The sequence below is a fragment of the Bacillus paramycoides genome (assembly GCF_038971285.1).
Classification (GTDB): Bacteria; Bacillota; Bacilli; order Bacillales; family Bacillaceae_G; genus Bacillus_A.
In genome coordinates this window covers 3236958-3263484 of sequence record NZ_CP152427.1, presented here as the reverse complement: position 1 = coordinate 3263484, position 26527 = coordinate 3236958, and the positions used below count along the sequence as shown (strand labels likewise).

Sequence of the window (26527 nt, the reverse complement as noted above, 5' to 3'; positions counted from 1 at the left end):
ATTATGATGAAAAATTTCGTTTGTACAACGTGTGGCGTACAGTATGCAGCGAGTGTGGAAGAACCGGTAAGTTGTGTTATTTGTGATGAGGAGAGACAATATGTGAATCCGAAAGGGCAGTCTTGGACGACTTTAGAAAACTTGCAATCGAGTGGTACATATAAAAATGAAATGATAGAAGAAGAAAATGGGCTTTATAGTATTACGACAAAACCGGCATTTGCGATTGGTCAAACGGGATATGTAGTAAAAACGGAAGCGTATCGTTTACTATGGGATTGTATTACGTATTTAGATGAAACGACAATTGAGAAGATAAAGGAGTTGGGCGGGTTAGATGCGATAGCACTATCTCATCCTCATTACTATTCAACGCAAGTAGAATGGGCAGAAACGTTTGATGTACCAATTTATATACATGAAGACGATAAAGAGTGGGTAGTACGCCCGAGTAGCCGTATTATTTACTGGTCTGGTGAGTCTTTACAATTAGCGGATGGAATTACTATTCATCGTCTCGGAGGACATTTTAGCGGCGGTTCTGTATTACATTGGGAAGAAGGAAATGATGGGAAAGGTATTTTATTAACAGGTGATATTATTCAAGTCGTAGCGGATCAGCAGTGGGTGAGTTTCATGTACAGCTATCCAAATTTGATTCCATTACCGGCAAGAAAAGTGGAGGAAATGGCGAATCGAGTGAAGCCGTTCCAATTTAATCGTTTATATAATGCTTTTCACCGAGTAGTGAAAGAGAATGCAAATGAGGCAGTGGAACGTTCTGCTGAAAGATATATTAAGGCAGTAGAAGGAAAGTTATTTCATACGTAAAAGGAGAATTAGCTCTATGAAAACCTTAGTATGCTTCGGTGATAGTATTACAGCTGATGAAATGTTTTTTGATGGAACGCCAAGGTTAACACCACGTCTAAAAGAGATGTTTCCAAATTGGAAGGTGGTAAATGCGGGGGTTCCGGGTGATAATACGTTTGATGCGTTACATAGGATTGAAGATGATGTACTATCACATAAACCAGACTTTGTAACAGTTTTTCTTGGTACGAATGATTCGGTATTATTTGATCCAGTACCATTACAAGTATACAAAGATAATTTAGGGAAGATTGTAAGTATGATTTCACCAGAAAAGGTATTACTTATTAATCCTGCGCCAGTTGATGAAGAACGTCAGCATAATAGAACCAATAAAGTGCTTGGTCAGTATGCAGACGTAGTAGAGGAAGTAGCGAAGGAAACAGGAAGTTATTTTCTAAATTTGTATGCTGAAATGATTCAAGAGCCTCATTATAAAAGATTAGTAGAAAATGATGAAAAAGACGGTTTACATTTTGGTCGACAAGGCTATGAATATGTAGCGGAGTTAATTGGTAAAAAGTTAAAAGGGATTTTGTAAGAAGCAAAGTGTGCGCGCTTTGCTTTTTTGCTCGTGTATTTCCTCCTACAATGTTGCTGTGTTCAATATAGTAGTTTTTATTATGCTAAACATGTAGGGAAGAACTGAATAAAGTGGAATATAATTTGTTCCGCTAATGGAATGCATCCAAGACTTAACAGTTGATTAATTGAACTGTAAAGTTTAAAATTACAGTATAGTTTTTAGAAGTGAGTTGCCATCGTTTGTAAAAAACAGATAAATTAAATATTCTCGAATAAATAATATAATGTGTATTTCATTCTAAACTGTAATTTTTTTTAATACATTTCAATAATCTATATAATAATTTTAAAAGTAAAGGAGTGTGTGTAAAATATGGTGATTTTATATACGACAGCAAGCTGTAGTTCATGCCGAAAAGCAAAAGCATGGCTTGAAGAACATCAAATTGATTATACCGAAAAAAATATCGTATCAAATTCGCTTACAGTCGATGAACTTAAATCCATTCTTCGTTTAACTGAAGATGGTGCTACTGAAATTATTTCAACTAGATCTAAAACTTTTCAGGAATTAAATATAAATATTGAGGCGCTTTCGCTTAATGAGTTTTATAAATTAATAATTGAGTATCCTCAAATGTTACGTCGTCCAATTATGCTGGATGAAAAAAGATTACAGGTTGGTTTTAATGAGGACGAAATTCGCAAATTTTTACCGCGTAGCGTTCGAGCATTTTTGAATATTGAATTGCAAAAAATGGCTAATTAATAAGTAATATTTTGAAAGGAGGAGACAGAAGTGATTGAAGTATGTGTTACAGTTAATTATAAAGATAGAAACTATCACACAAATGTTATTGTGAGTAAAGATACGATTTGGACACAAATTAAACAATTGGCAGAAGAACAAGTTAAGAGACAGTGGACTGTTTAAATTTATTTGCAGCTTAAAAAGCTATATGAAGTTAGGAGATATAGGGGAGTTCTGATAGAATATAAAGAGATTTATTTTTTCATGCTAAGCATGCTTCTTATATATTTTAACGTTTGACTAACCTATCTGTAATATTTATGGCTACAGTATGTTACGAAGAGAGGAATCATTTTTTTATCGTAGGAGGACAACAATGAACAGCGACTTTACCTTGGCCATACACAGTTTAACTTATTTAGCTTTACAGCCAGATCGGATGTCAACAAGTAATGCTATTTCTGAAAGTGCAGGTGTTCATCCGGTACGTATTCGCAAAGTACTAAGTTTGTTAAAAAAACATAAGTTTATACAATCAAAAGAGGGAACGGGTGGAGGTTTTATTTTTGCCCGTGATTTAAGTGAAATTAATCTTTGGAATATGTATCAAATAACCTCTGAAGGTGCATTGCAGCCGAAGTGTCCAGAATCAAACGATCAGTGTATTGTAGGTTCGAACATGCGGAAAGTTCTTTTTGCTATTTTCTTAGGTGCAGAAGAACATCTAGGTGAATATTTAAAGAATTATACAATGAAAGAAGTTGTTGACCTTATTAATCAAGAACGTTAAGCGGCTTAATTATTATGTAGCCGTGAGTTCTTAAAAAATAACTGTAAATAAAAATATTACAGTTCAAGTTAGTTTTTATATATTTTTTATTGCTACAAAAAATATGTATAAGAAGGTGAAAAAGTATGATGTCAAATAATAATCATGTTTTAAAAGTGGGAGATTGGGTTCGTGGAATATCAAATGAGGGTGAATTCATAGTTGGTTACATTGTATCACTTGATGAAGTAGAAGATGTAGTTACAGTTAGCATTGTGAAACGCGATGATAAGTACACAAAAAAAGAAGCGATTTTACTCTTTAGTAAACACGTTAACAAACTTCCAGAATCAAAGGTAATAAATAAGGAGCAAATCCTTTATCTTATAGACCTTGCATTATTAACAGGGGATGAAGAATGGTTTATTGAGCTCTCTGCAAAATTAAACTCGATAAAAGAGCTAGTTAATGAGTGATTGTAAAGATTACATTATTATATTTTCTATGTAACTGTGCAAATTCAAACTTTTGAAGGGGCACACAATCCGCCTTATGGAGAGGACACAATTACTTTTCGGATAAAGTGAAACTTTAATCAGTGGGGGTTTTGTTCATCCCCCACTGATTATTAACCCTCACCAATCGGACGTTAACGGACAGCCCGACTCCCATCTAACTTCTTTGCTCCAACTGAATTTTGAGGTGGGAGTTTTACTGTCCGTTAACGCGGGATAAAAGGAAATGAAATAAAATCCATTCATTACAAACATAGAATTATCCCTGAAGAAGAGTTGAAAAAACTAAAATTAAGATGACATTGAAGTGATTTGTTTGTTCACCTCTAATAATGATGTAAATAAGCTGTCCATATGGGCAGCTTATTTTTTCGTTGAGCAAAATTTTAGCGATTCTCTCTTTGCCATCAAGTTGAAAATGTATGCGAATGCAATATCTGTAATATATATCCTGAAAATTGGCTTGTGCATTTGAAGAGATATTTCTTTTTAACTATATTAATTATTTACTAGAATATCTTTTTTGAATCAAAATAAAATTTTTCGGTAAAGATGGATATAAGTATTTTTAAAATGAGTAGCTTAAATAAACAATATTTTACTCTGTTTTATGCTAATTAATACCGTTTTAAGTGATAGGAACAAGGGTTACATACTAACTGTAAAATATTATCCATGTAAAATTATATCCAATTAATATTCTGAAAATATAAAAATATTAATTTTATAAATATACACGTTATAATGAGGGCGTCGAGAGAAATTTTATTATCTCTGGAGAAAATATAAAAAATGCGATTACTAGTAAGAAAGGTGTGTGGTTAGAGGCGAAATGTATGTAAAGTGCTTCAGTGGCTTGTGTAATCAATACCATAAATGCTGCCGAAGCTATGAAAGTGATGTATAGAATTGAGAAAGAAGTGCCTCATAAATGAAGAGAGGCCGGTTTAACTAAAATTACTGTTACAAGTAATTCAGAGAAACCATTAAAGTAATACACTGTTATTAGAAATGTTGCAACGTATTTATGAAATCTATTCTATATTGTTCTCTTAAGCGGTCTTTATATAAGGAGCGGATAGTACGAGTAAACTTTTTTGTTAACGCTAACAATTATATTAGGACGCTATCTAGCGAATGTTTTAATTTGGATTCATTTTGATGAAGGACTTGCAATGTGGGGCAACTTGTAAGGAATTCATTTTTCAAAAAAGAAAGTATTCGTTAGTCATAAAGAGAGACGCAGGAATAGATAAAAGGGGGAGTTATTATATGAACGGGAATACTGCAAAGAAAATAGAAGTTCAAGCTGAAAATAACGCACGAAAAAATGAGCAATATGCAGATCCGAAAAAGTGGCATAAGCAGGATACTACATGGGCATTGAGCCTATTTGGAACTGCAATTGGAGCAGGGGTGCTCTTTTTACCGATTAATGCAGGTTCAGGTGGATTATTATCATTACTACTAATTACATTGCTTGCATATCCAGTTATGTATTACTCACATAGGGCACTTGCTAAAATGATATACGCTTCTAATTCTGCTGATGAGGGGATCACAGGTACAATTAGAGAGTATTTCGGAGATAAAGCGAGTATCATTTTTAACATCGTATATTTCGGTTCAATTTATACAATCGTACTAATGTATTCGGTTGCACTTACAAATACTGCAAGTAGTTTTATCGTACATCAATTGCACATGCCAGAGCCTCCAAGGGCTATTTTATCACTTGTATTAGTTCTTGGTCTTATCGCTATACTGAATTTTGGTCAAGATATTACTGTAAAAGTCATGAGTATGCTAGTGTATCCTTTCATAGCTTCTCTACTGTTTATCGCAATATCTTTAATTCCACAGTGGAATACGTCAATGCTTAGCTTCTCAGCTGTTTCTACTGCTTCAACAGGAACAGGATATTTTGGAACGATATTAATGATTCTACCAATCATCGTATTCTCATTTAATCATTCACCTATGATTTCATCATTTGTTGTGAAACAGAGAGCTACGTATGGAATAGAAGCTACTGATGCTAAATGTGCACAAATACAAAAAGTTTGTTACATTATGACATTTGTTGTAGTTATGTTCTTCGTTTGGAGTAGTGCACTGAGCTTAACTCCAGATGATTTAAAAATGGCAAAAGAGCAAAACTTATCAATCCTTTCTTATCTTGCGAATGAGCTTAATTCACCTGTAATTACGATCGCAGCTCCAATCATTGCTTTTGTGGCTATTACAAAATCTTTCCTTGGCCATTATATCGGAGCATTTGAAGTAATGCGTGACATGATTATTAAGTTCGGTAAATCACGTGGAAAAGTAATTGAAGAAAAAACAATTAAGACAATCGTCCTTACTTTTGTTGTATTATCATGCTGGTTTGTTGCTTATACAAATCCAAGTATTCTTGGACTTATTGATTCTCTAAGTGGTCCATTAGTTGCTGCTATCTTATGTCTATTACCGATGTATGCAATTCAAAAAGTACCAGTACTAGCTAAATACAAAGGGAAAATGAGTAACGTATTTGTTATTATTGTAGGTGTACTTACTGTTTTAGCAAGTATTAAATCATTATTCTAAATCACGATTGTTAGTTCTAATACAAAATAGAACGATTTTGGGACAGGCTTCTCCGTTTAGAGAGTCTGTCCTTTTTAATGCGTTACAATTTAATCTTATTGATTTTATGGGATATTTCCGCATAATTGTAACTAAGAGAGATGATTTTAGGTTGAGTAAACTGAATATTAGTACAACGGTTTCGGGAGATATAATTGTTACCCGTCTAATCGGCAAAATTAAAATAGATGATGTGTATGAATGGTTTAATGGTCTTGAGCAAGTTTGTCAGCAATTCATTTCCGAGGGACGGAAATACAAATTGCTGGTCGATAGAAAAGGATACATACCAGATCATTTTTCTGTTCAAAAGTATGGAAAGAGAAGTTTTTCAATGAAACGATTTTGAATCACAGTAAGGCAATTGCTTTTCTCCTTGAGGAAGGGGAGATACTGAATTATTTACAACAGTCTAATACGAAAGAATCCGTAAAGTTTTTTGATGATTATGAACAAGCATTCCTTTGGTTGAATGAATATTTCCTATAAAATTGTTAGCGAACGAGTTGCTTAAGCAACTGGTTTTTTTATACTTGTAATATTGTCGTTGTCTCTATACGAAATGTTTAGTGCGTATAGCATTTTAAGGGACATACATTTTTAGTGCGTTAAATATAATTCATAATAGCACCAGGAAGAAATGAATACGCTTTACGGTATTAGATATATTGATTTTAAAAATATCAATGCGGGATAAAGTGAGGAAGGGGGATAAAGATATGAGTACTTCAAATTTGAGTGAAATCAGTAAACAAATTTTAATAGAGGAGGAAACACTTCAATTTTCCTCTTTTACAAATGAAGATGCACTGCAAATAGGTTTATTTATCGTTGAAACAGCGAAGCAAGAGGGGAAATTAATTGCTGTTGATATAGCGAAAAATGGTGTGCAACTATTTCATTTTAAGATGACAGGGACAACTGAGGAAAATACGCAATGGATTGAGCGTAAAAAACGAGTTGTTTCTTTGCATAATCATAGCTCGTATTATATGCAAATACAAAGTGAAATCACTGGCGTTCCATATAATGAAAAGTATCTTTTAGATAGGTCGGATTATGCTGCGTTTGGTGGATGTTTTCCTGTCCAAATAAAAGACGTAGGGGTCATTGGAATGATAACAGTTTCAGGATTACCACCAGAAGAAGATCATGAATTAGTTATAAGAGCCGTTAAAAATCATTTGAAGCAATAATAAAAAGGCAAAATCGAACAAGGATATGTTCGATTTTGCCTTTTTATTATTCATTTTATGAACCTGTTTCTAATAAATAGACAAGCATGCAAAAAATATTACGAATGAAAATCTTTAATTCGAGACACTTTTCTTGACGATTATAATCTATGTAGTTAATATGATAGACATAAAATAACTTAATTACTTTTGATAATTAAGTTATTTTATATAAGCTATAGTGTGTAAGTAGCATGTGTTAAAAATGCTTTGAATTGCCACTATTAATATTGGGGACAATGAGAAAGCGACAAATATAAAAAATTAGAAGTTAAGAAGTAAGAGTGAATCAACAATAATAGTAGCTTCTGTACAATGCATTTTTACTATAGTGACAATGACTATACATCACGAGGGGGACTGAAATTGGAATCAATGACCTTTGTTTTATTTGGAGCAACAGGGGATTTAGCTAAAAGGAAAATTTACCCCGCGCTATATAACTTATATAGAGATCAAAAGCTTCCAAAGCAAATATCCGTTATTGGGCTTGGAAGACGTGAAGTATCTCATTTAGATTTTCAAAAAAGAGTAAAAGAATCAATAGAAACTTTTTCTCGTCGCAAAGATGAAGGTACTCCGAAAATAGAAGATTTTTTAGAGTATTTTCGTTATTGTCCGTTGGATGTGAATAAGCCAGAAGATTATAAAAGGTTATTACAAGTAGTTCGTGAAAGGGAAGAAGAACAAAATATACAAGGGAATAGAATGTTCTACCTTTCAGTTACTCCTGACTTCTTTGAGACCATTGCTTTAAATATTAAGGAAAGTGGACTTGATAAAACGGATGGATGGAAGCGCCTAATGATTGAGAAACCGTTTGGTCATGATCTTACATCTGCCCGAGAGCTGAATGATAAGCTTAGCCGAACGTTTGAAGAAGACGAAATATACCGTATTGATCATTATTTAGGTAAGCCGATGGTTCAAAATATTGAAGCGCTTGAATTTGCAAACCCTGTTCTCCAATCGATTTGGAATAAAGAACATATTGCGAATGTACAAATCACAGCTAGTGAAACTGTTGGTGTAGAAGAAAGGGCAGGATATTATGATCATGCAGGAGCCATTCGTGATATGGTTCAAAATCATATGCTGCAAATATTAATGATGACTGCTATGAATCTGCCGGAAAAGATTAATGCATGTGAAATTCGTGAGGAAAAACGAAAGGTCATGGAGACTCTTCGTAAAGTGAAAAAAGAAGACGTTCAGAAGCATATCATCCGCGGACAATATGCTTCAGGGGAGATAAAAGGACAACCAGTTGTAGCGTATAGAGAGGAGCCGGGAGTAAATCCTTCTTCTCAAACAGATACATTTGTTGCGGCTCGTTTATGGATTGATAACCCATTTTGGACTGATGTTCCTTTTTACATACGAACAGGAAAAAGAATGAAAGAAAAGTCTACTCGTATTGTAATTGAGTTTAAAAATACATTAAAACAGCAGTATCAAGATAGTAATCCAAATGCAGCGCCTAATTTGTTAATCATTGAAATTAGCCCAAATGAAAATGTTTCACTCCAATTAAATAGTAAAAATCCATTGAACAATGGAGAGCTTGAACCGATCCGTATTCATTTTACTTGTGAGCAAACAGGAGTGGGAGTACCGGAAGCTTACGAAAGACTTATCTATGACGCTGTATGTGGAGATTCTACATTCTTTGCACACTGGAGAGAAGTTGAATTGTCATGGGAGTGGGTGCAACCAATCCTTGAAGCGTTCGAAGAGAACTTGTTACCTCTTCATGAATATGAGTCTGGCTCGTATGGTCCGGATGCTGCTCATGCTCTATTACAAGAAAGTGAATTTAAATGGTGGTTAGATGAGGAATGGAAAAAGTAAGTACATTCTTAAATGAATTTTTTTAAGAATGTACTTATATAACAAAAGGAATTCATGATTTTAATCATATGTATTTTTGATGCAGGGTAATTTAAGGAGGAATTATATTATGAGAGTAGGATTAATTGGTTTAGGTAAAATGGGATTAAATTTAGGGAAGAATTTAATGGATCATAAACATGAAGTAGCTGCATTTGATTTAAATACGAGTGCAGTGGAAGAAATGAAAGAGTACGGGGCTACAGGTGTATCTAGTTTAAGCGAACTTGTTCAATCATTACAATCACCAAGAATTCTTTGGGTAATGGTTCCGCACGCTGTCGTTGATTCTGTTATTGATGAAGTTACACCATTGCTTTCAAAAGGAGATATTTTAATTGAAGCGGGTAATTCACATTATAAAGAGTCGATTCGCCGATATGAGCAACTAAAGAAAGACGGCATTCACTTTATGGATGCAGGAACTTCTGGCGGAATGGAAGGCGCTCGTAATGGTGCTTGTTACATGATCGGGGGCGATCAAGAAGCTTGGGACATCGTTGAACCTATTTTCCGTGATACAGCTGTAGAAAATGGATACTTATATGCTGGAAAAGCTGGTAGTGGCCACTTCTTAAAAATGGTTCATAACGGAATTGAATACGGTATGATGGCTGCTATTGGTGAAGGATTTGAAATTTTAGAGAAAAGTGAATTTGATTACGATTATGAAAAAGTATCAAGAGTATGGAACAACGGTTCAGTTATTCGCTCTTGGTTAATGGAATTAACAGAAAATGCATTTTCTAAAGATGCAAAACTGGATGAAATTAAGGGCGTTATGCATTCTTCTGGTGAAGGAAAATGGACAGTAGAAACAGCATTAGACCTTCAAACAGCAACTCCTGTTATTGCAATGTCTTTATTAATGCGCTACCGCTCATTAGACAATGATACGTTTACAGGGAAAGTTGTCGCAGCTCTGCGTAATGAATTTGGTGGACATGCAGTAGAAAAGAAATAAACATCTTAAAATTTTAACTCATCAACGTTTAAAAACTGGAGGGAATGAATTATGAAGTTTTTTATTGATACTGCAAATCTTGAGGACATAAAAAAAGCCTATAAACTTGGAGTTGTAGCTGGTGTTACAACGAATCCTTCTTTAGTAGCAAAAGAGGGCATTAAGTTTGAAGACCGTATTGCAGAAATTTGTCAGGCAGTACCTAAAGTTGAATCTGTTTCAGCAGAAGTAACGCCAGATGCAGTTACAGCTGAAGAGATGATCGCTCAAGCAGAAGAACTGATTAAAATTAACGGTGGCGATGAAAAAGTTACAATAAAACTTCCAATGACACTAGCAGGATTAGAAGCTTGTCGTTATCTTACTGAAAAAGGTGTGAAAACGAACGTTACACTTATTTTCACTGTGAATCAAGCTCTTTTAGCTGCTCGAGCAGGTGCAACGTACGTTTCTCCATTTTTAGGACGCTTAGATGATATTTCTGAAGATGGCGTACTATTAGTTGCTAAAATTGCTGAATTATTCGATGTTCATCAATTAGATACACAAATTATTGCAGCTTCTGTTAGACATCCGGATCATGTAACTCGCGTAGCGATGGCAGGTGCTCACATTGCAACAATTCCTTATAAAGTCATTGAACAACTTGCTATGCACCCACTAACAGATCAAGGTATTGAAAAGTTTGCTGCGGATTGGGCGAAAGCTCCTAAGTTATAATGAAGTGAGGCTTTCATTTTTCAAAAAAGCACTATAGTTAGGAAAAGGACCTCCTTATGAGAGTGAAGTTTATGAAAACGTAGCTCTCATAAGGGAGCGTCTTTTTTGTATACATCATGGTGCTCTTTTTTATAGGAATATTTTAAAAGGGGTTACGTGGTGAACTCAAAATATATGATTGGTGTAGATATTGGAACAACTAGTACAAAATCAGTTTTGTTTTTGACTGATGGATCTGTTATTGCAAGTCATGGGATTGAATATCCTTTGTATTCTCCTACGCCAGAAACAGCAGAACAAGATCCAGAAGAGATTTTTCAAGCGGTCATACATACGATTAAAGAAACTATACAATCAAGTAATGTGCAGCCAGTTGATATTCTTTGTGTTTCTTTTAGTTCGGCAATGCATAGTGTCATTGCTGTAGACGAAGCAGGGAATCCGTTAACGAGATGTATTACTTGGGCAGATAATAGAAGTGCGAGCTGGGCAGAGAAAATAAAGAATGATATGAATGGTCATGAAATTTACCTTCGTACTGGTACACCAATCCATCCTATGTCACCACTTTCGAAATTAGTTTGGCTTAAAAATGAGCATGCTGAGTTATTTGCAAAAAGCTATAAATTCATCTCAATTAAAGAGTATGTTTTCTATAAGTTATTTAAAGAATATGTAATTGATTATTCTATTGCATCAGCAACAGGAATGTTCAATTTGAAATCTTTAAAATGGGATGAAGAAGCTTTGCGTGTTGCAGGAATTACAGATGAAAAGCTATCTACAGTTGTTCCAACGACGCACAGTTTAATCGGGATACATGAAGAACTTGCAAGAGAGATGAATGTACTTGTTACGACTCCTTTTATAGTCGGTGCGAGTGATGGAGTTCTATCGAATTTAGGCGTAAATGCAATAGAACCTGGAGTAGTTGCTATTACAATTGGTACGAGCGGTGCGGTGCGAGTTGTCACAAATCAGCCTGTAACGGATCCGAAGGGTAGGACTTTTTGTTACGCGTTAACTGAGGACCTTTGGGTAATTGGTGGACCGGTGAATAATGGCGGTATGATTTATAGGTGGGTTCGTGACCAGTTATGTACGTTAGAAGTTGAGCAAGGGAAGCGCTTAGGACAAGATCCTTATGAATTGCTTACGGAAATAGCAGCAAAAGTGAATCCTGGATCTGACGGTTTATTGTTTCATCCGTATTTAGCAGGAGAAAGAGCTCCTTTATGGAATGCGAATGCACGGGGATCTTTCTTTGGACTTGGTCTACATCATAAGAAAGAGCATCTTATCCGTGCTGTTTTAGAGGGAATTATTTATAACTTGTATACCGTTCTCCTTGCTTTAAAAGAGCTAATTGGTGAACCGAAAAAAATTCAAGCGACAGGTGGATTTGCAAGGTCGGAACTTTGGAGGCAGATGATGGCGGATATTTTTCATCAAGACGTATACGTTCCGGAAAGTTTCGAAAGTTCTTGTCTAGGGGCAGCTATCCTCGGGTTATATAGTCTAGGTGAAATAGATACATTATGCGTAGTATCTGAAATGGTAGGTGCGAATTTTTATCATGAGCCAAACATGGAAAGTGTGGAGAAATATAAAGATTTAATACCGATCTATATTCGTTTGTCCTGTCACTTGGAAGAAGAATATGAAAGTATAGCAGCGTATCAAAAAAAGTGGGTTTAAAGGCTATTTAGCAGAGAAATATGGTAACGTATAAAGAAGTACTCCAATTTTTTTAGGATACTCTTTCAACATAAAATATTTTAAGTAGTATGGTGAACGAAAAATATAGGGAGAGAGGGTTATGAAAATGAAGGACAACAAAGAGTTTATTGGATATGTTGGAACGTACACGAAAGAAAATAGTGAAGGAATATATAAGTTTACTTTAGATACGGAAGCAAAGAAAATTAGTAATGTAACACTTGCGGCTAAGCTGGATAACCCTACGTATGTAACGATTAGCAAAAATAATGAATATCTCTATTCTGTTGTTAAGGAAGGCGAATCTGGTGGTGTAGCTGCTTGTTCGATTCATAGTCATACTGGAGAGCTAACGGAACAAAACAGACAAGTAGTAGAAGGGGCTTCTCCTTGTCATATTAGTGTTGATAGTGGAAATCGTACGGTAGTTACAGCGAATTACCATAAAGGAACGATTGAGTCTTTTGTAGTTAATGAAGAAGATGGAACTGTAAATCCTGCCACATCTATTATGGCACATGAAGGTTCAGGTCCGAACAAAGAAAGACAAGAAAAACCACATGCACATTACGCGGGATATACTCCTGATGAAAAATATGTGGTTGGTGTTGATTTAGGGATTGATAAAATACTTACGTATGAAATAAAAGATAGTGAGTTAAAAGAAGTAAATAGTTTGTCTGTAAACCCAGGAAGTGGTCCGAGACATATTGCTTTCCACCCGAATGGAAAGCGTGCTTATGTCATGACTGAACTCAGCTCGGAAGTTATTGCATTATCATATAATCCGGAAGTAGGATCCTTTACAGAGTTGCAGTATATTTCTACCATTCCAAAAGAATTTGATGACAATAGTCAAGGAAGTGCGATTCATATTTCTTCTGACGGCCGCTTTGTATATGCAGGTAATCGCGGTCATAATAGTATCGCTGTTTTCAGTGTGGATCAAAATTCAGGTCAGCTTACATTTGTTGCACATACATCTACAGAAGGAAATTGGCCGAGGGACTTTGTATTAGACCCGACTGAAAAGTTTCTTATTGCGACAAATGAAAAGTCACATAACCTTGTACTATTTTCAAGAAATGAAACGACAGGTGAGCTAACTCTTTTACAATCTGACGTTGTTGTGCCAGAGCCTGTTTGTGTGAAGTTTTTGAATGTTTAATTTAAGTTGAGGTTCAATGCATATAGCGGTGTCGATGTTTGTCGGTAAATCGATATTCCTTGTCGAAACGTCGGTATATTAAAATAATCGTTGATATAATTGAAGTTGTGTTCGATATATTTGAAAAATCGTTGATATAATTTCAAATCCTCAAAAACAGAGAAAAGCAAAGCGATATCGCTTTGTTTTTTACTGTTTTTTCTTAGGTCTACGTACTAATTCGCCACCGCAGTTTGGGCAAACGTTGTGTCTTTCTTCTGTACACGGTGCACAAAATGTACATTCATACACGCAAATGTAAGCTTCAGAGTTTGGTTCGAGAGATTGATTGCAAATTTGACAGTTTGTTTTCATTTCGAGTGCCATAGTAAGTCTCCTTTTAGTTAGAAAATTTATAATTTAATTATAATTCATTAAGTAGAAACTGTCTTTTTCAATTGAAAGGAAATTGAATGATAAAGTTATGATTTGAAATGAAAGATGCTCGTTTATTTTTAAATTGATTATTTCGTGCAGTTAGAATATTATGAAATAGTCAAAAGACAACAGGGGGTATATATTTTGACTAATCATAATGAACATTTAAAAGCAAACTGCGAAAAATGCTTCGGTTTATGTTGCGTGGCGTTACCGTTCGCAGCATCAGTAGATTTTGCAGTGAATAAAGATGGTGGTAAACCATGTTCCAATCTACAGTCAGATTATAAATGTAGCATACATAAAAACCTTAGAGGAAAAGGTTATAAAGGTTGTACAGTATTTGAATGTTTCGGCGCTGGACAGAAGATTTCGCAAGTTACATTTAACGGGATTGATTGGCGGAAAGATGCTAAGTATGCGAGAAAAATGTACGATGCTTTTCCAGTTATGCATCAACTTCATGAAATACTGTGGTATTTGAATGAGGCTATTCTGTTAAAGGCGACACAATCGATTCATAAAGAACTAAGTAAAGCAATTGAAGAGACGGAGCGCCTTTCAAATTTAAGTGCGGACGAGTTAATGAAAGTAAACATTCCATTACACCGTGCAGAAGTAAATGTGTTACTTTTAGAAACAAGTGAGCTAGTTTGGAAGGAAATGAATGTCGCGCGTAAGAAACGAATGAGTCATCGAGGAGCAGACCTTATGGGGGCCAATTTGAAAAAGAAAGATTTGCAAGGAGCGAATTTAAGAGGAGCTTATTTAATTGCGGCTAACTTAAATGGAGCAAACTTAAGAGGAGCAGATCTTATCGGAGCGGATTTACGAGATGCAGATATTCGCGGAGCAGATTTTACAAATAGTATTTTTCTGACGCAAGTTCAAATTAATGCAGCGAAAGGGGATAAACATACGAAATTACCGAAATTGTTGTCCCGTCCATCGCATTGGAGTGCGTAAAGAATGTGGAACAGGCAGAGACTAAGAATCTCTGCCTGTTTTTCATTTCTTTTCAAAAGTAGTAATAAAAACACTACATATAATAAGAATACCACCAATAAAAAAGTTGCTGCTCAATGTTTCATTTAATAGTAACCAACCAAGCAATGATCCGACGATAGGTTGAAAGAAGAAAAATAACGATCCGATGCTTGCGTCCATTAACTCTAAGCCTTTATTCCAAAGGAAAAAGGCACCTGCTGTTGAGACGACTCCTAAATATACTACGCCTAATATTACGTACGTATTTCCTGTTTCGATAGAGGTTGATTGTAGTTCCCATAGCATAAAAGGTGTAATGAAAAAGAGTGAAAAGAATATGGCGTACGTTGTAATCACTAAAGATGAAAATCGAGTTGAAGCAATCTTCACATAAATAGATAGTAAAGCCCACGTAATAGCGGCCCCGACTAATATAATCGTACCGATAAAATAGGAGCCAATTTCAATATCCCATCCAATGACGATAATGACACCGATTGTCGCTATGATAGTAGATAGAAGTCTGCGAGCGGTTAGCTTTTCTTTTAAAATGATCGCTGCAAATATAACTATAAATGCAGGTGTAGCTGATGTGACTAAAGAGCCTGTATGAGCGTCGGATAATTTTGTTCCGATAAATTGACAAGTAATCGAAATGAAGTAGCCGATAAATCCAATCCAAGCGAATAATAGCCAATCTTTTTTACGAATGGTTACTTTTTTCTTTTGCTTTTTCTCAGCTACTTTCAAAATGAAATATAAAACAACGAAAGCAATGATAAAGCGTAGCCAAACGAGTGTCAGCGGTGGGATAAAGTCGAGTACATATTTGCTAACAACATACATACCGCCCCATATACTTGCTGCTAGTGATAAACATATAGCTCCTAAAATTGTTTGTTTCATGTAAAGTACCTCCGTCTATTTTTAGGGTTTTATGAGTTCCCTAAGACGAGGCATAGTGCACGTGTTATAAGAATGCCCGTCTTAGTTTATAGACGGCCTACAGGTTGATCGTTTTCGAATGAAGTGTTGTAGTACATGAGTGCATTCCTCCTTCATATTTTATAATGATATTATAACTTAATTTTCAGTTTATTGGAGGGTGTTATGAAATATATTGTTATAAAATCACATGTTAGCAATTATCCGAATCCAATTTTTTTAGAAGAGGGGGATGTAGTGAAAATGATAGAAAGTTACACTGGTCCTGAAAACTGGGATAACTGGATGTTTTGTCATGAAGAAAAGTATAAACGGAAAGGTTGGGTTCCGGAGCAAATTATAATGAAAAATACAACTGATGTAGGAATCATTACGAAACAATATACTGCCAAAGAATTAAATGTAAGTATTGGAGAAAGATTGATTGGATTAGAAGAATTGAATGGATGGATTTGGTGTGAAAAAACAGGTGGTGAGGATGGCTGGGTACCGAAGGAAAACTTACAAAAATATTAGTAATACTATTTGGTTATTAATATAGGAAACATATTTTTGGTTTATGAGTATATTGGTTGTAGGATGAAAAAGTAGATTAATAGAGAACGAGGAGGGGGATTGTTATAACTACAACCGTTATTTCTCATTTTTATAATGAAGAGTATTTATTACCGTGGTGGCTTGCTCATCATACGAAACTGTTTGATCATGGCATTTTAATTAATAAAGGTTCAACAGATCGTTCGGTTGAAATTTGTAAAAAGTTCGCTCCGCACTGGGAAGTACGAGATTCTACAAATCCAGAGTTTGATGCGTTAGCGACAGATCATGAAGTGATGAGGGTGGAGCAAGAAGTAGAGGGATGGAAACTAATTTTAAATACGACTGAGTTTCTTTGTGTACATGATAAAAATCAGTTTTGGAAATCACTCAATGAATTGGGAGGAAGGATGTATTGGCTGGAAGGGCTTATTATGGTTGATGATCCTAACTACAATTATCTGGACCTTAACTTTGGGATACCTTTAATGAAACAGCGATTTCACGGTTATTTACCAGAAGATTGGCCGTTATGGAGAAGAGGTAGATTTATTCATAATCATGAACATGGAAGTTATACGGTTGGAAGACATTTATCTGCACATGAATCTATGATTTACCCGCTACTAGCGTGTATTGCATGGTTTGGTTTCAGCCCTTGGAACGATGCGATGAGAAAGAGGAAATTACAAATTGGCCCGACTCTTTCTGAAGCTAGTAAGCATGGGGGAATGGGTACGCACCATATTATCACGCCAGAAAAATTAGAGGAATGGTATAAAGATTTAGCAAGAGGGACGAAGGATTTACGCTTTAGTGATGCGTATCGTTATGTTTTTTTATAAATGATTCCCACCATGAAATTGTTTCTTCAATTCCTGTATTTAAATCATATGTTGGTTTCCAGTTTACTTCAGTTTTTAAACGTTCTACATGAACGCCGACGAATAAAGGTTCATCTTTAGAGAAAGGGATTGCACCTAGTTTAATTAAATGTTCTTTTCCTATCTTTTTAGCAATGATAGACGCCAATTCTTTAATTTGTACAGATTGACCAGAAGCGATATTGATTGTGCCAGTAACGCCGTGTTCTAATACTGTTACGAGAGCATCAGCGACGTCGCCCACATGGAGGAAATCTCTTGATTGTTTTCCATGTGTACATAGTGCTTCCTCATTTTTTAATAAGGAAATGATAATGTTAGAAACGAGCCGATTCCCTTGTTCGTGAGGGCCATACATATGAAAAATGCGGCCCCAACACATGCTGAGACCTGTTTGCTCGGCGTATGACTGTAGCCAGGAGTGTAGTGCGTTTTTACATAATGAATATGGTGTTTTATAAGAAAGAAGCGGTGAATCTTCAAATAATACGCCGTTAAACCATTCATACTCTGCGCCAGTACCGGCAACGATGACTCGCTTTCCGCCGCACGTTGTGAAGTGTTGAATTAATGAGATGCTAGATGTAAGCCAATAGTAATTATTAATAGATACATAACAAGCTGGCGGCACTGCTTCCCAAGCTAAATGAATGAGATGACTAGGCTTCATGTCGAAAATGAGTTTTTTTACTTCTTCATCACAAAGTAAGTTTACTTGATGCCAGTGGCAAGAGATGTGAGAAGGCTTCTTTGTATGATAAGTGGCGTGCACCTCATAGCCCCTTTGTATAAGAAAATTTACAACATATTTACCAATCCATCCGCTACCGCCTGTTACAAGAATTTTTTTCATGGCTCAATGACCTCAACTTCTGGAATTGTTACTAAAAATTTGCCGCCCCATTCACGAATGAAAGAGCATTCTTTCATAATTTCATCTTTCAAATTCCAAGGGAGTATGAGAATGTAATCAGGTTTTGTACGCTTTATTTCTTCTGGAGATTTTATTGGAATGCGTGTTCCTGGTAGTAGGAGATTTTGTTTGTGAGGGTTTTTATCTACTGTATAAGCTAAAAATTCTTTTCCTATTCCGCAATAATTTAAAAGGGTGTTTCCTTTAGCTGGCGCACCGTAACCGATAATTTGTTTGTTTAAAGCTTTTGCTTCGATAAAAAACTGTAAAATATTTATTTTCAATTGCTCGATGCGTTTAGAAAAAAGTAGATAACATTCTAATGTATTTAGCCCGTGATCTACTTCTTTTTGGATTAATTTTGTAACACTGGAATGGATAGTGGATGTGTCACTATGATGTTTTACAAAAATACGTAAGGAACCACCGTGCGTTGCAAGCTCTTTTACATCGACAATTTGTAAATGATGATGAGCTAAAACTTTTTGAAGACTTATAAGTGAGAAATAGGAGAAGTGCTCATGGTAGATCGTATCAAACTGTTTAAAGGATATGAGATTTAATAAGTGTGGGAATTCAATTGTTATTGTTCCGTCTTGTTTTAATAACGTTTTTAAACCAGCGACAAAATCATGTAAGTTCGGGACGTGTGCCAATACGTTATTTGCGATGATTAAATCAGCTTGTGGTAATTTTTTTGCTAAGTCATTGCTGAAAAAGTTCACTTCAGTAGGAATTCCTTTTTGGATAGCGATTTCTGCTACATTTTTTGCTGGTTCAATTCCTAACGTTTCGATATGTTCTTTTTGAAAGTATTGTAATAAGTACCCATCGTTACTCGCGATTTCAATTACTTTTGAATGGTTTGTTAAGTTAAAACGCTTAATTGCCATTTCTACATATTGCTTAGCGTGTAGTAGCCAGCTTGATGAGTAAGAACTGAAGTATAAATAGTCATGAAAAATATTGTGAGGAGATTCAAATTCATCTAATTGTACAAGTAAACAAGAGGGACAGACAAACGTGTGCAGCGGATAAAATGGTTCCATTTTATATGAGTGTTCTGGAACGACAAATGAGTTTGCGAGAGGGGAAACACCTAAATCTAAAAAAGTATTTGTTAGTAATGAGTGGCAAAAACGGCATTTTTTCTGTTCCATTTTATAGCCCCCTTATAAATTTTTGAATGCATCGATTTGTTGTCGCGTGAAAGATTCCATATTTTCACCAGATGCATATTTTTTGTACCAATCAACAGTCCAAGTGATAGAATGATCTGTTGATAACTTAGGAGTCCAACCGAGTTTATTTACTGCTTTTGTACTATCAAGTGTTAAAATTGGTGCTTCATAAGGCGTAGTTGTATGAGGAGAAAGGACTGTTAATGGTTGATTCCACAAGTTCATGATACATTGAATGACATCATGAACTGTTCTATTAGGTTCATTCATCGGGCCGAAATTCCACGCCGCTGCACATGCGGCGTCTTGCCAAAGTTTTTCAGCTAAAAGTATATAGCCGTGTAAAGGATCTAATACGTGTTGCCACGGGCGAATAGCGTTTTTGTTTCTAATATTTAACGTAGCATTTTGTAAATATGCACGAATGACATCTGGGAATAATCGGTCATTTGCCCAATCACCGCCGCCGATAACGTTACCAGCTCTTACTGAGGCAAGATTCAGAGTGTTAGTGCGGAAGAATGATTTTTGATAGGATGTTGCCACTAGTTCAGCGCAAGCTTTACTGGCACTATAAGGGTCGAAACCTCCTAGTCGGTCGCTTTCCACGAATGCACGGTTACCGCTCCCATCATTTTCATAGCATTTATCGCTTGTAACATTAATGATGCCGCGTATACTTTTTATCTGTTTTGCCGCTTCTAATACATGAACAGTACCTAAAACATTCGTTTTAAATGTTTCAATAGGATTTTTATAGGAAGTAGTAACGATCGGCTGGGCTGCTAAATGAAATAGTATATCAGGGTTATGTTGCTTTAGGGCATGGAATAAAGAATCGTAATCTGTAATGTCGCCATGAATTGATGTGCACTCATTTGCTACATTACCTTGTTCAAAAAGGCTAGGATTAGAGGGGAGTTGATAGGAGTATCCGATTACTTCTGCGCCTAAAGAAGTTAAAAAAAGGGTGAGCCATGAGCCTTTAAATCCAGTATGTCCCGTAATAAATACTTTTTTCTTATTCCAAAAAGATGATGAAGCCATACTACCAAACCTTCCACGGAGCGTTATTACTTTCCCATAGCTCGACTAATTTATTTTTATCGCGCAATGTATCCATCGGATGCCAAAAACCAGTATGTTGATATGCGGCCAATTCGTTTTTGTTTACTAGCTGAACTAAAGTGTCTGTTTCGAAAACAGACTTATCGCCACTAATATAATTAAAAACATCAGGATTTAAAACGAAAAAACCACCGTTAACCCAGCCACCATCCCCGAGTGGCTTCTCTTGAAAGGATGTTACTGACTGTTTATCTAATATGAGAGAACCGAATCTACCAGGAGGTTGTACGGCGGTAACTGTTGCCATTTTTCCATGTTTTTTATGAAATGCAATAAGTTCTTTTATATTTACGTTACTTAATCCATCGCCATAAGTGAGACAGAAAGGTTCGTCTCCAACAAAATTTTGAATCTTTTTCACTCGTCCTCCTGTTTCGGTATTTACACCAGTATCGATTAGTGTAACTTTCCACGGTTCTACACGATGAGAATGGCTAGTAATTGTATTATCCCTTAAATGTATCGTGAAATCTGACATGTGTAGATTGTAATTTAGAAAGAACTCTTTAATTGCATATCCTTTATACCCTAAGCAAATAATAAACTCTGTAATGCCGTAATGGCTATACAAACTCATAATGTGCCATAAAATAGGCTTTGTTCCAATTTCAATCATAGGTTTCGGTTTTAAATGTGTTTCTTCCCCAATCCTTGTCCCATATCCACCAGCAAGAATAACAGCTTTCATTTTTTCCTCCTAAAATAAAAATTTATAATATATACAGTATTCATATGAAATACAAATGGTATGGTTTTTAGCTAAGTGCGTAAAAATATGTGGAACATGATAGGGTGAGAAATATTAAGGTTTGAATATGTGGAATAATTGTTGATACTCAGGGTGATTACGTAGATCCTGTGTTGAATTAGTTAACATTAAAAATCGAGCTTCGAGTTCTTCAGAGGACCGACCATATTGTTTTTGAAGTCCTAAGCGAACGCCCTTTTTTGAGAGGGTGGGTGTAATTTGTAATTTTCTTGCCTTTGTATGTTCGTTCCAAGGGCTAAAATAAAATTTAAAAATGAATGAAGGGGAGTTATAAATGATAGGTTGGTGCCGCGTAAAATGTCTGCCTGGTAAATATGCGCCATCAAGATGGTTGTGTATAAATCTCCAGGCACAGCCGATTTCTGGTTTATAAGGAAAGAGCCCGTGATATCGTTGTTCTACTAAAGGAATGGAATATCTTAGTTTTGAATAATTGTAATCATGCTTATCAATCATGACAATCATTCTAATCGCATACATATTTTGGCCTAACGTATGAAGTGATGAGAAAAATTCTTCTACATTATTACAACAAAGAAATTCTGTAGTATTTAATACAATTTTCCAACCTGAAACTTCTCTTTCAATTTCCATTACCTCAATATCAGTATTAGTGGGATCGAAATCAAGGAATCTTGAATTTCGTACTTCCCAGTTGGGAGCAAATAATTTGCAAATTTCAACTGAACGATCTGTAGAACCTCTATTAATTAAAATACCGTGATCGAATATTTTTGTGTGGTGCATAAGCCACCATGGTAATAAATACTCCTCGTTATAAAAGTGAGAGATAACTGTCCTAGTGATTTTAATCTCCTCCAATTGCATAAATAATGATTTTATTTCAATATTATTATCATATGTTTTACCTTAAGAAAGGTTGAAAGGAACGGGGAATTCCATTTTTCTATTTTAGTATCGGTATATCGAAAAAACAGTAATCTAACTATATAGATAGAGTTATAGAGTGTGAATATAATACATACTTAGAAGGTATGTAGAATTGTGTATAAATTATGAATAATAAACCGTCACGTTTGACTGTACAGTTTATGTATTGTATGATGTTAGTAATATAAACAAGGGGGGAAGATCGTTGGGAAGGTGTATCGAATCGGACAGTTGGCTCTCATGGCTCACGTGTCGAAACGAACGATTGATTATTATACGAATCTAGGTATCTTAAAAGCGGAGCGATCTCAATCTAATTATCGCTATTACGATGAAACAGCATTTGAGACATTACAATTTATTGAGAAGTGCAAAGAAATGCATATGCCGCTTTGTGAGATTAAAGAGAAAATCGAGGAGAAGAAGAAGCTGCTCGGTATCAATGAACACGTTTCGAAACAAGTGAATGAAGTGACAGACCATATTCATCGATTAGAAGCAGAGTTAACGGAGTTAAAGCCGCTTTTAGATGGATTGACTGATTCACAACGTGAAAAAATATCGAAATCTTTATCTGGTCAAACGACAGCTTTAATACAGACACTTGCTCTATTATTATAGAAAAAGTGAAATCCGACCTCTTTAATTTTTGTATCGGGCTATGTTTTCTAAGAAACAAATAAGAAAACATTATAGTATACAGGAGGTGGACACCTTAGTTTTTTAAACTAAGGGGATTCATTGGAAATATTTAATTTAGTCATGGTTGCGATTTTAATCGCATTTACTGGATTTTTCGTAGCAGCAGAGTTTGCGATTGTAAAAGTACGTTCAAGTCGTATTGATCAGCTTGTTGCGGAAGGGAAACGCGGTGCTTTAGCAGCGAAAAAAGTAACAACAAATTTAGATGAATATTTATCTGCTTGTCAATTAGGTATTACAGTTACAGCTATGGGATTAGGTTGGTTAGGTGAACCGACAATCGAAAAGTTATTACATCCGTTATTTGAGAAATGGAACTTAAATCCTTCTATTTCATCAGTATTAACATTTGGTCTTGCTTTTATGATTATGACGTATTTACACGTTGTAGTAGGGGAATTAGCTCCGAAAACGATGGCAATTCAAAAGGCTGAAAGGGTAACGTTATTATTGGCAGGTCCATTAATGATGTTCTATAAAGTGATGTATCCATTTATTTGGGTATTGAACGGTTCAGCGCGTGTTGTAACTGGCTTATTCGGTTTAAAACCAGCTTCAGAACATGAAGTAGCTCATACAGAGGAAGAATTACGCCTTATCCTTTCAGATAGCTATGAAAGTGGCGAAATTAATCAGGCTGAATACAAGTATGTAAATAACATTTTTGAATTTGATAATCGTATTGCAAAAGAGATTATGGTACCGCGAACAGAAATCGTTGGTTTCTACCTGGAAGATTCAGTAGAAGAACACATGAAAGTAATCCAAAATGAGCGATACACACGTTATCCGATTTTTGGAGAAGATAAAGATGATATTATCGGTATGGTCAATGTAAAAGATTTCTTTATTCGATATATGACCGAGGATCAAAAAGATTTATCATCAATTCGCTCGTATATGCGTCCGATTATTGAAGTGATGGAAACGACTCCAATTCACGATCTATTACTTCAAATGCAGAAGAAGCGAATTCCGATGGCTGTTTTATATGATGAGTACGGAGGAACAGCTGGAATTGTAACGCTTGAGGACATCTTGGAGGAAATCGTCGGCGAAATTCGTGACGAATATGATGAAGATGAAGCACCACCAATTCAACATGTGAACGAGCAACATATCATTGTTGATGGAAAAGTGCTTATCTCAGAAGTGAAAGATTTATTTGGATTACACATTGAAGAAGATGATGTGGATACAATCGGTGGATGGATCATGATGCAAAATCATGAAATTGAAGAAGGACAACATGTTGAGGCGGAAGGTTATGAATTTAAAGTGTTAGAAAAAGACGCTTACCAAATTAAACGTGTTGAAATCCGTAAGATGGAACAAGAGCAAGAAGAAGAGAAAGCAGCAACTGTGTAAGTTGCTGCTTTTCTTCTAAAGTATAAAAAATGCAAAATTAGGAGCGGATATTTTGATTCAAACAGCCTTACGTGTATATCGATTACAATTGTATGTGATCTTTAGTGGTTTACTACTTATGTGGACGATTACTCCGTTTGGAAAACAAGTAACAGGATTTGGTATCGGATTAGCTGTAAGTGCATATTGCCTTTGGTTATTAGCTCGCAGAGTGGAGAAACTCGGGAAAAGTATCGTAATGAAAGAAAAGGCTCCTGGATTAGGAATTTTAAATCGATTTGCAGCAGCCATATTAGGAGCTATCATTATGTATGAAATTGAGCATGAAATGGAAATGTGGGCATTCGGTACAGGCATTTTAGGTGGTCACTTTTTAATGATTGCGAATTTAGCTTATGCAAATATGCAGTTAGTGAAAGAAGAAGAGAAGCAAAGGGAACAGGCTTCGAAAAACATAGAGCTATGATGAAAGGGACCTAATCGGGGTTCCTTTTTTAGTTTAGCGATAATATAAAAGGAATCAAATTAACGACAAATATAATACGCTTCTTTTTTGTGTTTTTCAATAGTATGAAAAATAATAAAAAAAAATTAAAAAACCCATCGATTTCTAAAGCTTAAGTATGTTATCATGACAAAAGACTTTTTGAAAGAGGTGGATACCAATGTTACAAGCGCTACTTATTTTTGTGCTTCAAATTATTTACGTTCCCATTTTAACAATCCGTACGATTTTGCTTGTAAAGAATCAAACAAGATCCGCTGCTGCTGTTGGATTGTTAGAGGGAGCTATTTACATTGTCAGTTTAGGTATTGTGTTTCAAGATTTATCAAATTGGATGAACATCGTTGCCTATGTCATTGGCTTTAGTGCGGGACTGTTATTAGGCGGTTATATAGAGAATAAATTAGCAATTGGTTATATTACGTATCAAGTTAGTTTACTAGACCGTTGTAATGAATTAGTAGATGAATTACGTCACTCTGGATTTGGCGTTACAGTATTTGAAGGTGAAGGTATTAATTCTATACGTTATCGCTTAGATATCGTTGCAAAGCGTTCTAGAGAAAAAGAACTGTTAGAAATTATTAATGAAATTGCACCGAAAGCGTTTATGTCTTCTTATGAAATCCGTTCATTTAAAGGTGGATATTTAACGAAGGCGATGAAGAAAAGAGCGTTAATGAAGAAAAAAGATCATCATGTATCGTAAAAAAAGAGAGTAGTGCAGTTTTAAAAACATGGTATAATCCCATATGTAAAAGAGAGGAATCTATTTTGATGTAGATTCCTCTCTTTTTTATTGTTAATTGAAAAACTAAATCGTATAATTATTTTTTTTACTCATCCTCAAATTAATGATTAGCCATATAATTTGAAAAAATACCGGTATGGTAAACGCGATTAATAAAACGATAAGTGATATTGATTTAATTTCGGGTGTTTGAATGACACCAGCACCATCAACATCTCGTAGCCAAATAATAGCTGCCCATATTCCAAAAACGATAATCCAAAATATGTTACCAATCCACCAAGAAATCCATCGTTTTTTCATGTTAGCACCCCTTACATTTATCCACTGTTAAAAGTATATTTTTGTTCGTTATATTTATAAGGAAATACCTATTAAATTAATTTTTTTTAACGGTATATCTAACTTGTTTAAACGTTACCATTTCTCCATCTTTATCATCATCCTCATTCTGTAAAAGTTGAACTCGTGGCTTATAGTCTGTCCTATGAGCATCCTTGATACCTGTAATATCAAGTTTGTAGGATTCACCATTCTTTATTTTTTGTTCGAATACTTTTGTGTTGGCAACATAAATAAAAGTCACTTTATTTTCATCAATACCTTCAGTCTTAATTTCTAATTCATTATCTTTTGTTGTAATCGTCGGTGTTAATAATTCAATACTGCCGTTTCCGGTTTCTAAAGAATTTTCTACTATAGTTGAACATCCGGATAATATGATTGCAGTGAATAGCAGAATCATTAATTTCTTTTTCATAACATCCCCCAATTTCAAGTGATTTTGGA

General features: G+C 35.2%; 29 protein-coding genes and 2 pseudogenes. 22 read left to right on the top strand and 9 right to left on the bottom strand.

All coding sequences use genetic code 11. The annotated features are described in order from the left end of the window. Nucleotides 1-6 precede the first annotated feature (6 nt). From AAG068_RS16790 to AAG068_RS16720, 15 genes and pseudogenes are all read left to right on the top strand, one after another. Nucleotides 7-831, top strand: a complete 825-nt coding sequence (locus AAG068_RS16790; protein WP_342715078.1) for a hypothetical protein — start codon at nt 7-9, stop codon at nt 829-831. A gap of 16 nt (nt 832-847) precedes the next feature. Then, on the top strand, nt 848-1414 hold the full coding sequence (locus tag AAG068_RS16785) for an SGNH/GDSL hydrolase family protein (protein ID WP_342715077.1): 567 nt from the start codon (nt 848-850) through the stop codon (nt 1412-1414). Between the two features lie 357 nt (nt 1415-1771). Then, nucleotides 1772-2167 (top strand): transcriptional regulator SpxA, encoded by a 396-nt coding sequence (gene spxA / locus AAG068_RS16780; RefSeq protein ID WP_342715076.1) that lies wholly within the window; start codon nt 1772-1774, stop codon nt 2165-2167. 30 nt (nt 2168-2197) lie between these two features. Continuing rightward, nucleotides 2198-2332 carry a BA3454 family stress response protein gene (locus AAG068_RS16775; protein ID WP_144613957.1) on the top strand — a complete coding sequence of 45 codons (135 nt, stop codon included), beginning with the start codon at nt 2198-2200 and terminating at the stop codon, nt 2330-2332. Between the two features lie 193 nt (nt 2333-2525). Beyond that, a complete protein-coding gene (gene saiR / locus AAG068_RS16770) occupies nt 2526-2939 on the top strand; it encodes an Rrf2-family transcriptional regulator SaiR (RefSeq protein WP_001083471.1) in 414 nt (137 codons plus the stop codon). Nucleotides 2940-3064: 125 nt separating this feature from the next. Further along, nucleotides 3065-3394, top strand: a complete 330-nt coding sequence (locus AAG068_RS16765) for an IDEAL domain-containing protein (protein WP_342715074.1) — start codon at nt 3065-3067, stop codon at nt 3392-3394. 21 nt (nt 3395-3415) lie between these two features. Then, a pseudogene (locus AAG068_RS16760) lies at nt 3416-3502 on the top strand (DUF3888 domain-containing protein); the annotation flags it as partial. A 1203-nt stretch (nt 3503-4705) separates the two neighbouring features. Continuing rightward, nucleotides 4706-6025, top strand: a complete 1320-nt coding sequence (locus AAG068_RS16755) for an aromatic amino acid transport family protein (protein WP_048525115.1) — start codon at nt 4706-4708, stop codon at nt 6023-6025. A 106-nt stretch (nt 6026-6131) separates the two neighbouring features. Further along, nucleotides 6132-6553: pseudogene (locus tag AAG068_RS16750) on the top strand (STAS/SEC14 domain-containing protein). A 230-nt stretch (nt 6554-6783) separates the two neighbouring features. Further along, complete coding sequence (locus AAG068_RS16745) at nt 6784-7260, top strand: heme-degrading domain-containing protein (protein ID WP_342715073.1); 477 nt, start codon at nt 6784-6786, stop codon at nt 7258-7260. Nucleotides 7261-7665: 405 nt separating this feature from the next. After that, nucleotides 7666-9150, top strand: a complete 1485-nt coding sequence (gene zwf, locus AAG068_RS16740) for a glucose-6-phosphate dehydrogenase (protein ID WP_342715072.1) — start codon at nt 7666-7668, stop codon at nt 9148-9150. Nucleotides 9151-9259: 109 nt separating this feature from the next. Then, a complete protein-coding gene (gene gnd / locus AAG068_RS16735; protein WP_137051334.1) occupies nt 9260-10153 on the top strand; it encodes a phosphogluconate dehydrogenase (NAD(+)-dependent, decarboxylating) in 894 nt (297 codons plus the stop codon). Nucleotides 10154-10204: 51 nt separating this feature from the next. Continuing rightward, nucleotides 10205-10873: a fructose-6-phosphate aldolase gene (fsa, locus tag AAG068_RS16730; protein WP_342715071.1), complete on the top strand. Its 669-nt coding sequence runs from the start codon at nt 10205-10207 to the stop codon at nt 10871-10873. A gap of 156 nt (nt 10874-11029) precedes the next feature. Beyond that, nucleotides 11030-12571 carry a gluconokinase gene (gntK, locus tag AAG068_RS16725; RefSeq protein WP_342715070.1) on the top strand — a complete coding sequence of 514 codons (1542 nt, stop codon included), beginning with the start codon at nt 11030-11032 and terminating at the stop codon, nt 12569-12571. Nucleotides 12572-12692: 121 nt separating this feature from the next. Further along, nucleotides 12693-13760 (top strand): lactonase family protein, encoded by a 1068-nt coding sequence (locus AAG068_RS16720; protein ID WP_342715069.1) that lies wholly within the window; start codon nt 12693-12695, stop codon nt 13758-13760. Between the two features lie 189 nt (nt 13761-13949). Here the strand turns inward: AAG068_RS16720 and AAG068_RS16715 are convergent, their stop codons facing one another. Continuing rightward, nucleotides 13950-14126, bottom strand: coding sequence for a DUF1272 domain-containing protein (locus AAG068_RS16715; protein WP_075309468.1), 177 nt, complete (start codon nt 14124-14126; stop codon nt 13950-13952). A 195-nt stretch (nt 14127-14321) separates the two neighbouring features. Here AAG068_RS16715 and AAG068_RS16710 point away from each other — a divergent pair, with 195 nt between their 5' ends. Further along, nucleotides 14322-15143, top strand: coding sequence for a pentapeptide repeat-containing protein (locus AAG068_RS16710; protein WP_342715068.1), 822 nt, complete (start codon nt 14322-14324; stop codon nt 15141-15143). Between the two features lie 42 nt (nt 15144-15185). On the opposite strand, the gene AAG068_RS16705 is transcribed toward AAG068_RS16710, so the two are convergent. Next, a complete protein-coding gene (locus tag AAG068_RS16705; RefSeq protein ID WP_342715067.1) occupies nt 15186-16070 on the bottom strand; it encodes a DMT family transporter in 885 nt (294 codons plus the stop codon). 204 nt (nt 16071-16274) lie between these two features. On the opposite strand from AAG068_RS16705, the gene AAG068_RS16700 reads away from it, so the two are divergent. Both AAG068_RS16700 and AAG068_RS16695 read left to right on the top strand, forming a co-directional pair. Further along, the gene (locus tag AAG068_RS16700; protein WP_342715066.1) at nt 16275-16625 is read left to right on the top strand and encodes an SH3 domain-containing protein; all 351 of its coding nucleotides are present in this window, start codon (nt 16275-16277) and stop codon (nt 16623-16625) included. A 98-nt stretch (nt 16626-16723) separates the two neighbouring features. Continuing rightward, on the top strand, nt 16724-17491 hold the full coding sequence (locus tag AAG068_RS16695; RefSeq protein ID WP_428846005.1) for a glycosyltransferase family 2 protein: 768 nt from the start codon (nt 16724-16726) through the stop codon (nt 17489-17491). Here AAG068_RS16695 and AAG068_RS16690 read toward each other — a convergent pair. The 5 genes from AAG068_RS16690 to AAG068_RS16670 form a co-directional block, all read right to left on the bottom strand. Continuing rightward, nucleotides 17460-18383 (bottom strand): NAD-dependent epimerase/dehydratase family protein, encoded by a 924-nt coding sequence (locus AAG068_RS16690; protein WP_342715065.1) that lies wholly within the window; start codon nt 18381-18383, stop codon nt 17460-17462. The two genes, AAG068_RS16695 and AAG068_RS16690, sit on opposite strands and share 32 nt — an antisense overlap. Continuing rightward, nucleotides 18380-19603 carry a class I SAM-dependent methyltransferase gene (locus AAG068_RS16685; protein ID WP_342715064.1) on the bottom strand — a complete coding sequence of 408 codons (1224 nt, stop codon included), beginning with the start codon at nt 19601-19603 and terminating at the stop codon, nt 18380-18382. The genes AAG068_RS16690 and AAG068_RS16685 overlap by 4 nt, the downstream gene beginning before the upstream one ends. A gap of 12 nt (nt 19604-19615) precedes the next feature. Continuing rightward, nucleotides 19616-20671 (bottom strand): CDP-glucose 4,6-dehydratase, encoded by a 1056-nt coding sequence (gene rfbG, locus AAG068_RS16680; RefSeq protein WP_342715063.1) that lies wholly within the window; start codon nt 20669-20671, stop codon nt 19616-19618. Nucleotide 20672: 1 nt separating this feature from the next. Beyond that, nucleotides 20673-21440, bottom strand: coding sequence for a glucose-1-phosphate cytidylyltransferase (rfbF, locus tag AAG068_RS16675; RefSeq protein ID WP_342715062.1), 768 nt, complete (start codon nt 21438-21440; stop codon nt 20673-20675). Between the two features lie 114 nt (nt 21441-21554). Then, nucleotides 21555-22349, bottom strand: coding sequence for a glycosyltransferase family 2 protein (locus AAG068_RS16670; RefSeq protein WP_342715061.1), 795 nt, complete (start codon nt 22347-22349; stop codon nt 21555-21557). A gap of 276 nt (nt 22350-22625) precedes the next feature. Here AAG068_RS16670 and AAG068_RS16665 point away from each other — a divergent pair, with 276 nt between their 5' ends. From AAG068_RS16665 to AAG068_RS16650, 4 genes are all read left to right on the top strand, one after another. Further along, entirely contained in the window at nt 22626-23033 is a 408-nt protein-coding gene (locus tag AAG068_RS16665; protein WP_000285637.1) for a MerR family transcriptional regulator, read from the top strand. Nucleotides 23034-23153: 120 nt separating this feature from the next. After that, on the top strand, nt 23154-24482 hold the full coding sequence (locus AAG068_RS16660; protein WP_000402271.1) for a hemolysin family protein: 1329 nt from the start codon (nt 23154-23156) through the stop codon (nt 24480-24482). Nucleotides 24483-24534: 52 nt separating this feature from the next. After that, nucleotides 24535-24948 (top strand): ATP synthase subunit I, encoded by a 414-nt coding sequence (locus tag AAG068_RS16655; RefSeq protein ID WP_000616539.1) that lies wholly within the window; start codon nt 24535-24537, stop codon nt 24946-24948. A 199-nt stretch (nt 24949-25147) separates the two neighbouring features. After that, complete coding sequence (locus AAG068_RS16650) at nt 25148-25696, top strand: DUF2179 domain-containing protein (protein ID WP_000938435.1); 549 nt, start codon at nt 25148-25150, stop codon at nt 25694-25696. Between the two features lie 105 nt (nt 25697-25801). Here the strand turns inward: AAG068_RS16650 and AAG068_RS16645 are convergent, their stop codons facing one another. Continuing rightward, nucleotides 25802-26041 carry a DUF3923 family protein gene (locus AAG068_RS16645; RefSeq protein ID WP_342715060.1) on the bottom strand — a complete coding sequence of 80 codons (240 nt, stop codon included), beginning with the start codon at nt 26039-26041 and terminating at the stop codon, nt 25802-25804. Nucleotides 26042-26117: 76 nt separating this feature from the next. Beyond that, nucleotides 26118-26498: a hypothetical protein gene (locus tag AAG068_RS16640; protein WP_342715059.1), complete on the bottom strand. Its 381-nt coding sequence runs from the start codon at nt 26496-26498 to the stop codon at nt 26118-26120. Nucleotides 26499-26527: the final 29 nt, after the last annotated feature.

Coding starts and splice junctions, on each gene's coding strand:
- AAG068_RS16790 (WP_342715078.1), top strand. CDS start 7: ATGAAAAATTTCGTTTGTACAACGTGTGGCGTACAGTATGCAGCGAGT.
- AAG068_RS16785 (WP_342715077.1), top strand. CDS start 848: ATGAAAACCTTAGTATGCTTCGGTGATAGTATTACAGCTGATGAAATG.
- spxA (WP_342715076.1), top strand. CDS start 1,772: ATGGTGATTTTATATACGACAGCAAGCTGTAGTTCATGCCGAAAAGCA.
- saiR (WP_001083471.1), top strand. CDS start 2,526: ATGAACAGCGACTTTACCTTGGCCATACACAGTTTAACTTATTTAGCT.
- AAG068_RS16765 (WP_342715074.1), top strand. CDS start 3,065: ATGATGTCAAATAATAATCATGTTTTAAAAGTGGGAGATTGGGTTCGT.
- AAG068_RS16755 (WP_048525115.1), top strand. CDS start 4,706: ATGAACGGGAATACTGCAAAGAAAATAGAAGTTCAAGCTGAAAATAAC.
- AAG068_RS16745 (WP_342715073.1), top strand. CDS start 6,784: ATGAGTACTTCAAATTTGAGTGAAATCAGTAAACAAATTTTAATAGAG.
- gnd (WP_137051334.1), top strand. CDS start 9,260: ATGAGAGTAGGATTAATTGGTTTAGGTAAAATGGGATTAAATTTAGGG.
- fsa (WP_342715071.1), top strand. CDS start 10,205: ATGAAGTTTTTTATTGATACTGCAAATCTTGAGGACATAAAAAAAGCC.
- AAG068_RS16720 (WP_342715069.1), top strand. CDS start 12,693: ATGAAAATGAAGGACAACAAAGAGTTTATTGGATATGTTGGAACGTAC.
- AAG068_RS16715 (WP_075309468.1), bottom strand. CDS start 14,126: ATGGCACTCGAAATGAAAACAAACTGTCAAATTTGCAATCAATCTCTC.
- AAG068_RS16705 (WP_342715067.1), bottom strand. CDS start 16,070: ATGAAACAAACAATTTTAGGAGCTATATGTTTATCACTAGCAGCAAGT.
- AAG068_RS16700 (WP_342715066.1), top strand. CDS start 16,275: ATGAAATATATTGTTATAAAATCACATGTTAGCAATTATCCGAATCCA.
- AAG068_RS16690 (WP_342715065.1), bottom strand. CDS start 18,383: ATGAAAAAAATTCTTGTAACAGGCGGTAGCGGATGGATTGGTAAATAT.
- AAG068_RS16685 (WP_342715064.1), bottom strand. CDS start 19,603: ATGGAACAGAAAAAATGCCGTTTTTGCCACTCATTACTAACAAATACT.
- rfbG (WP_342715063.1), bottom strand. CDS start 20,671: ATGGCTTCATCATCTTTTTGGAATAAGAAAAAAGTATTTATTACGGGA.
- rfbF (WP_342715062.1), bottom strand. CDS start 21,440: ATGAAAGCTGTTATTCTTGCTGGTGGATATGGGACAAGGATTGGGGAA.
- AAG068_RS16670 (WP_342715061.1), bottom strand. CDS start 22,349: ATGCAATTGGAGGAGATTAAAATCACTAGGACAGTTATCTCTCACTTT.
- AAG068_RS16650 (WP_000938435.1), top strand. CDS start 25,148: ATGTTACAAGCGCTACTTATTTTTGTGCTTCAAATTATTTACGTTCCC.
- AAG068_RS16645 (WP_342715060.1), bottom strand. CDS start 26,041: ATGAAAAAACGATGGATTTCTTGGTGGATTGGTAACATATTTTGGATT.
- AAG068_RS16640 (WP_342715059.1), bottom strand. CDS start 26,498: ATGAAAAAGAAATTAATGATTCTGCTATTCACTGCAATCATATTATCC.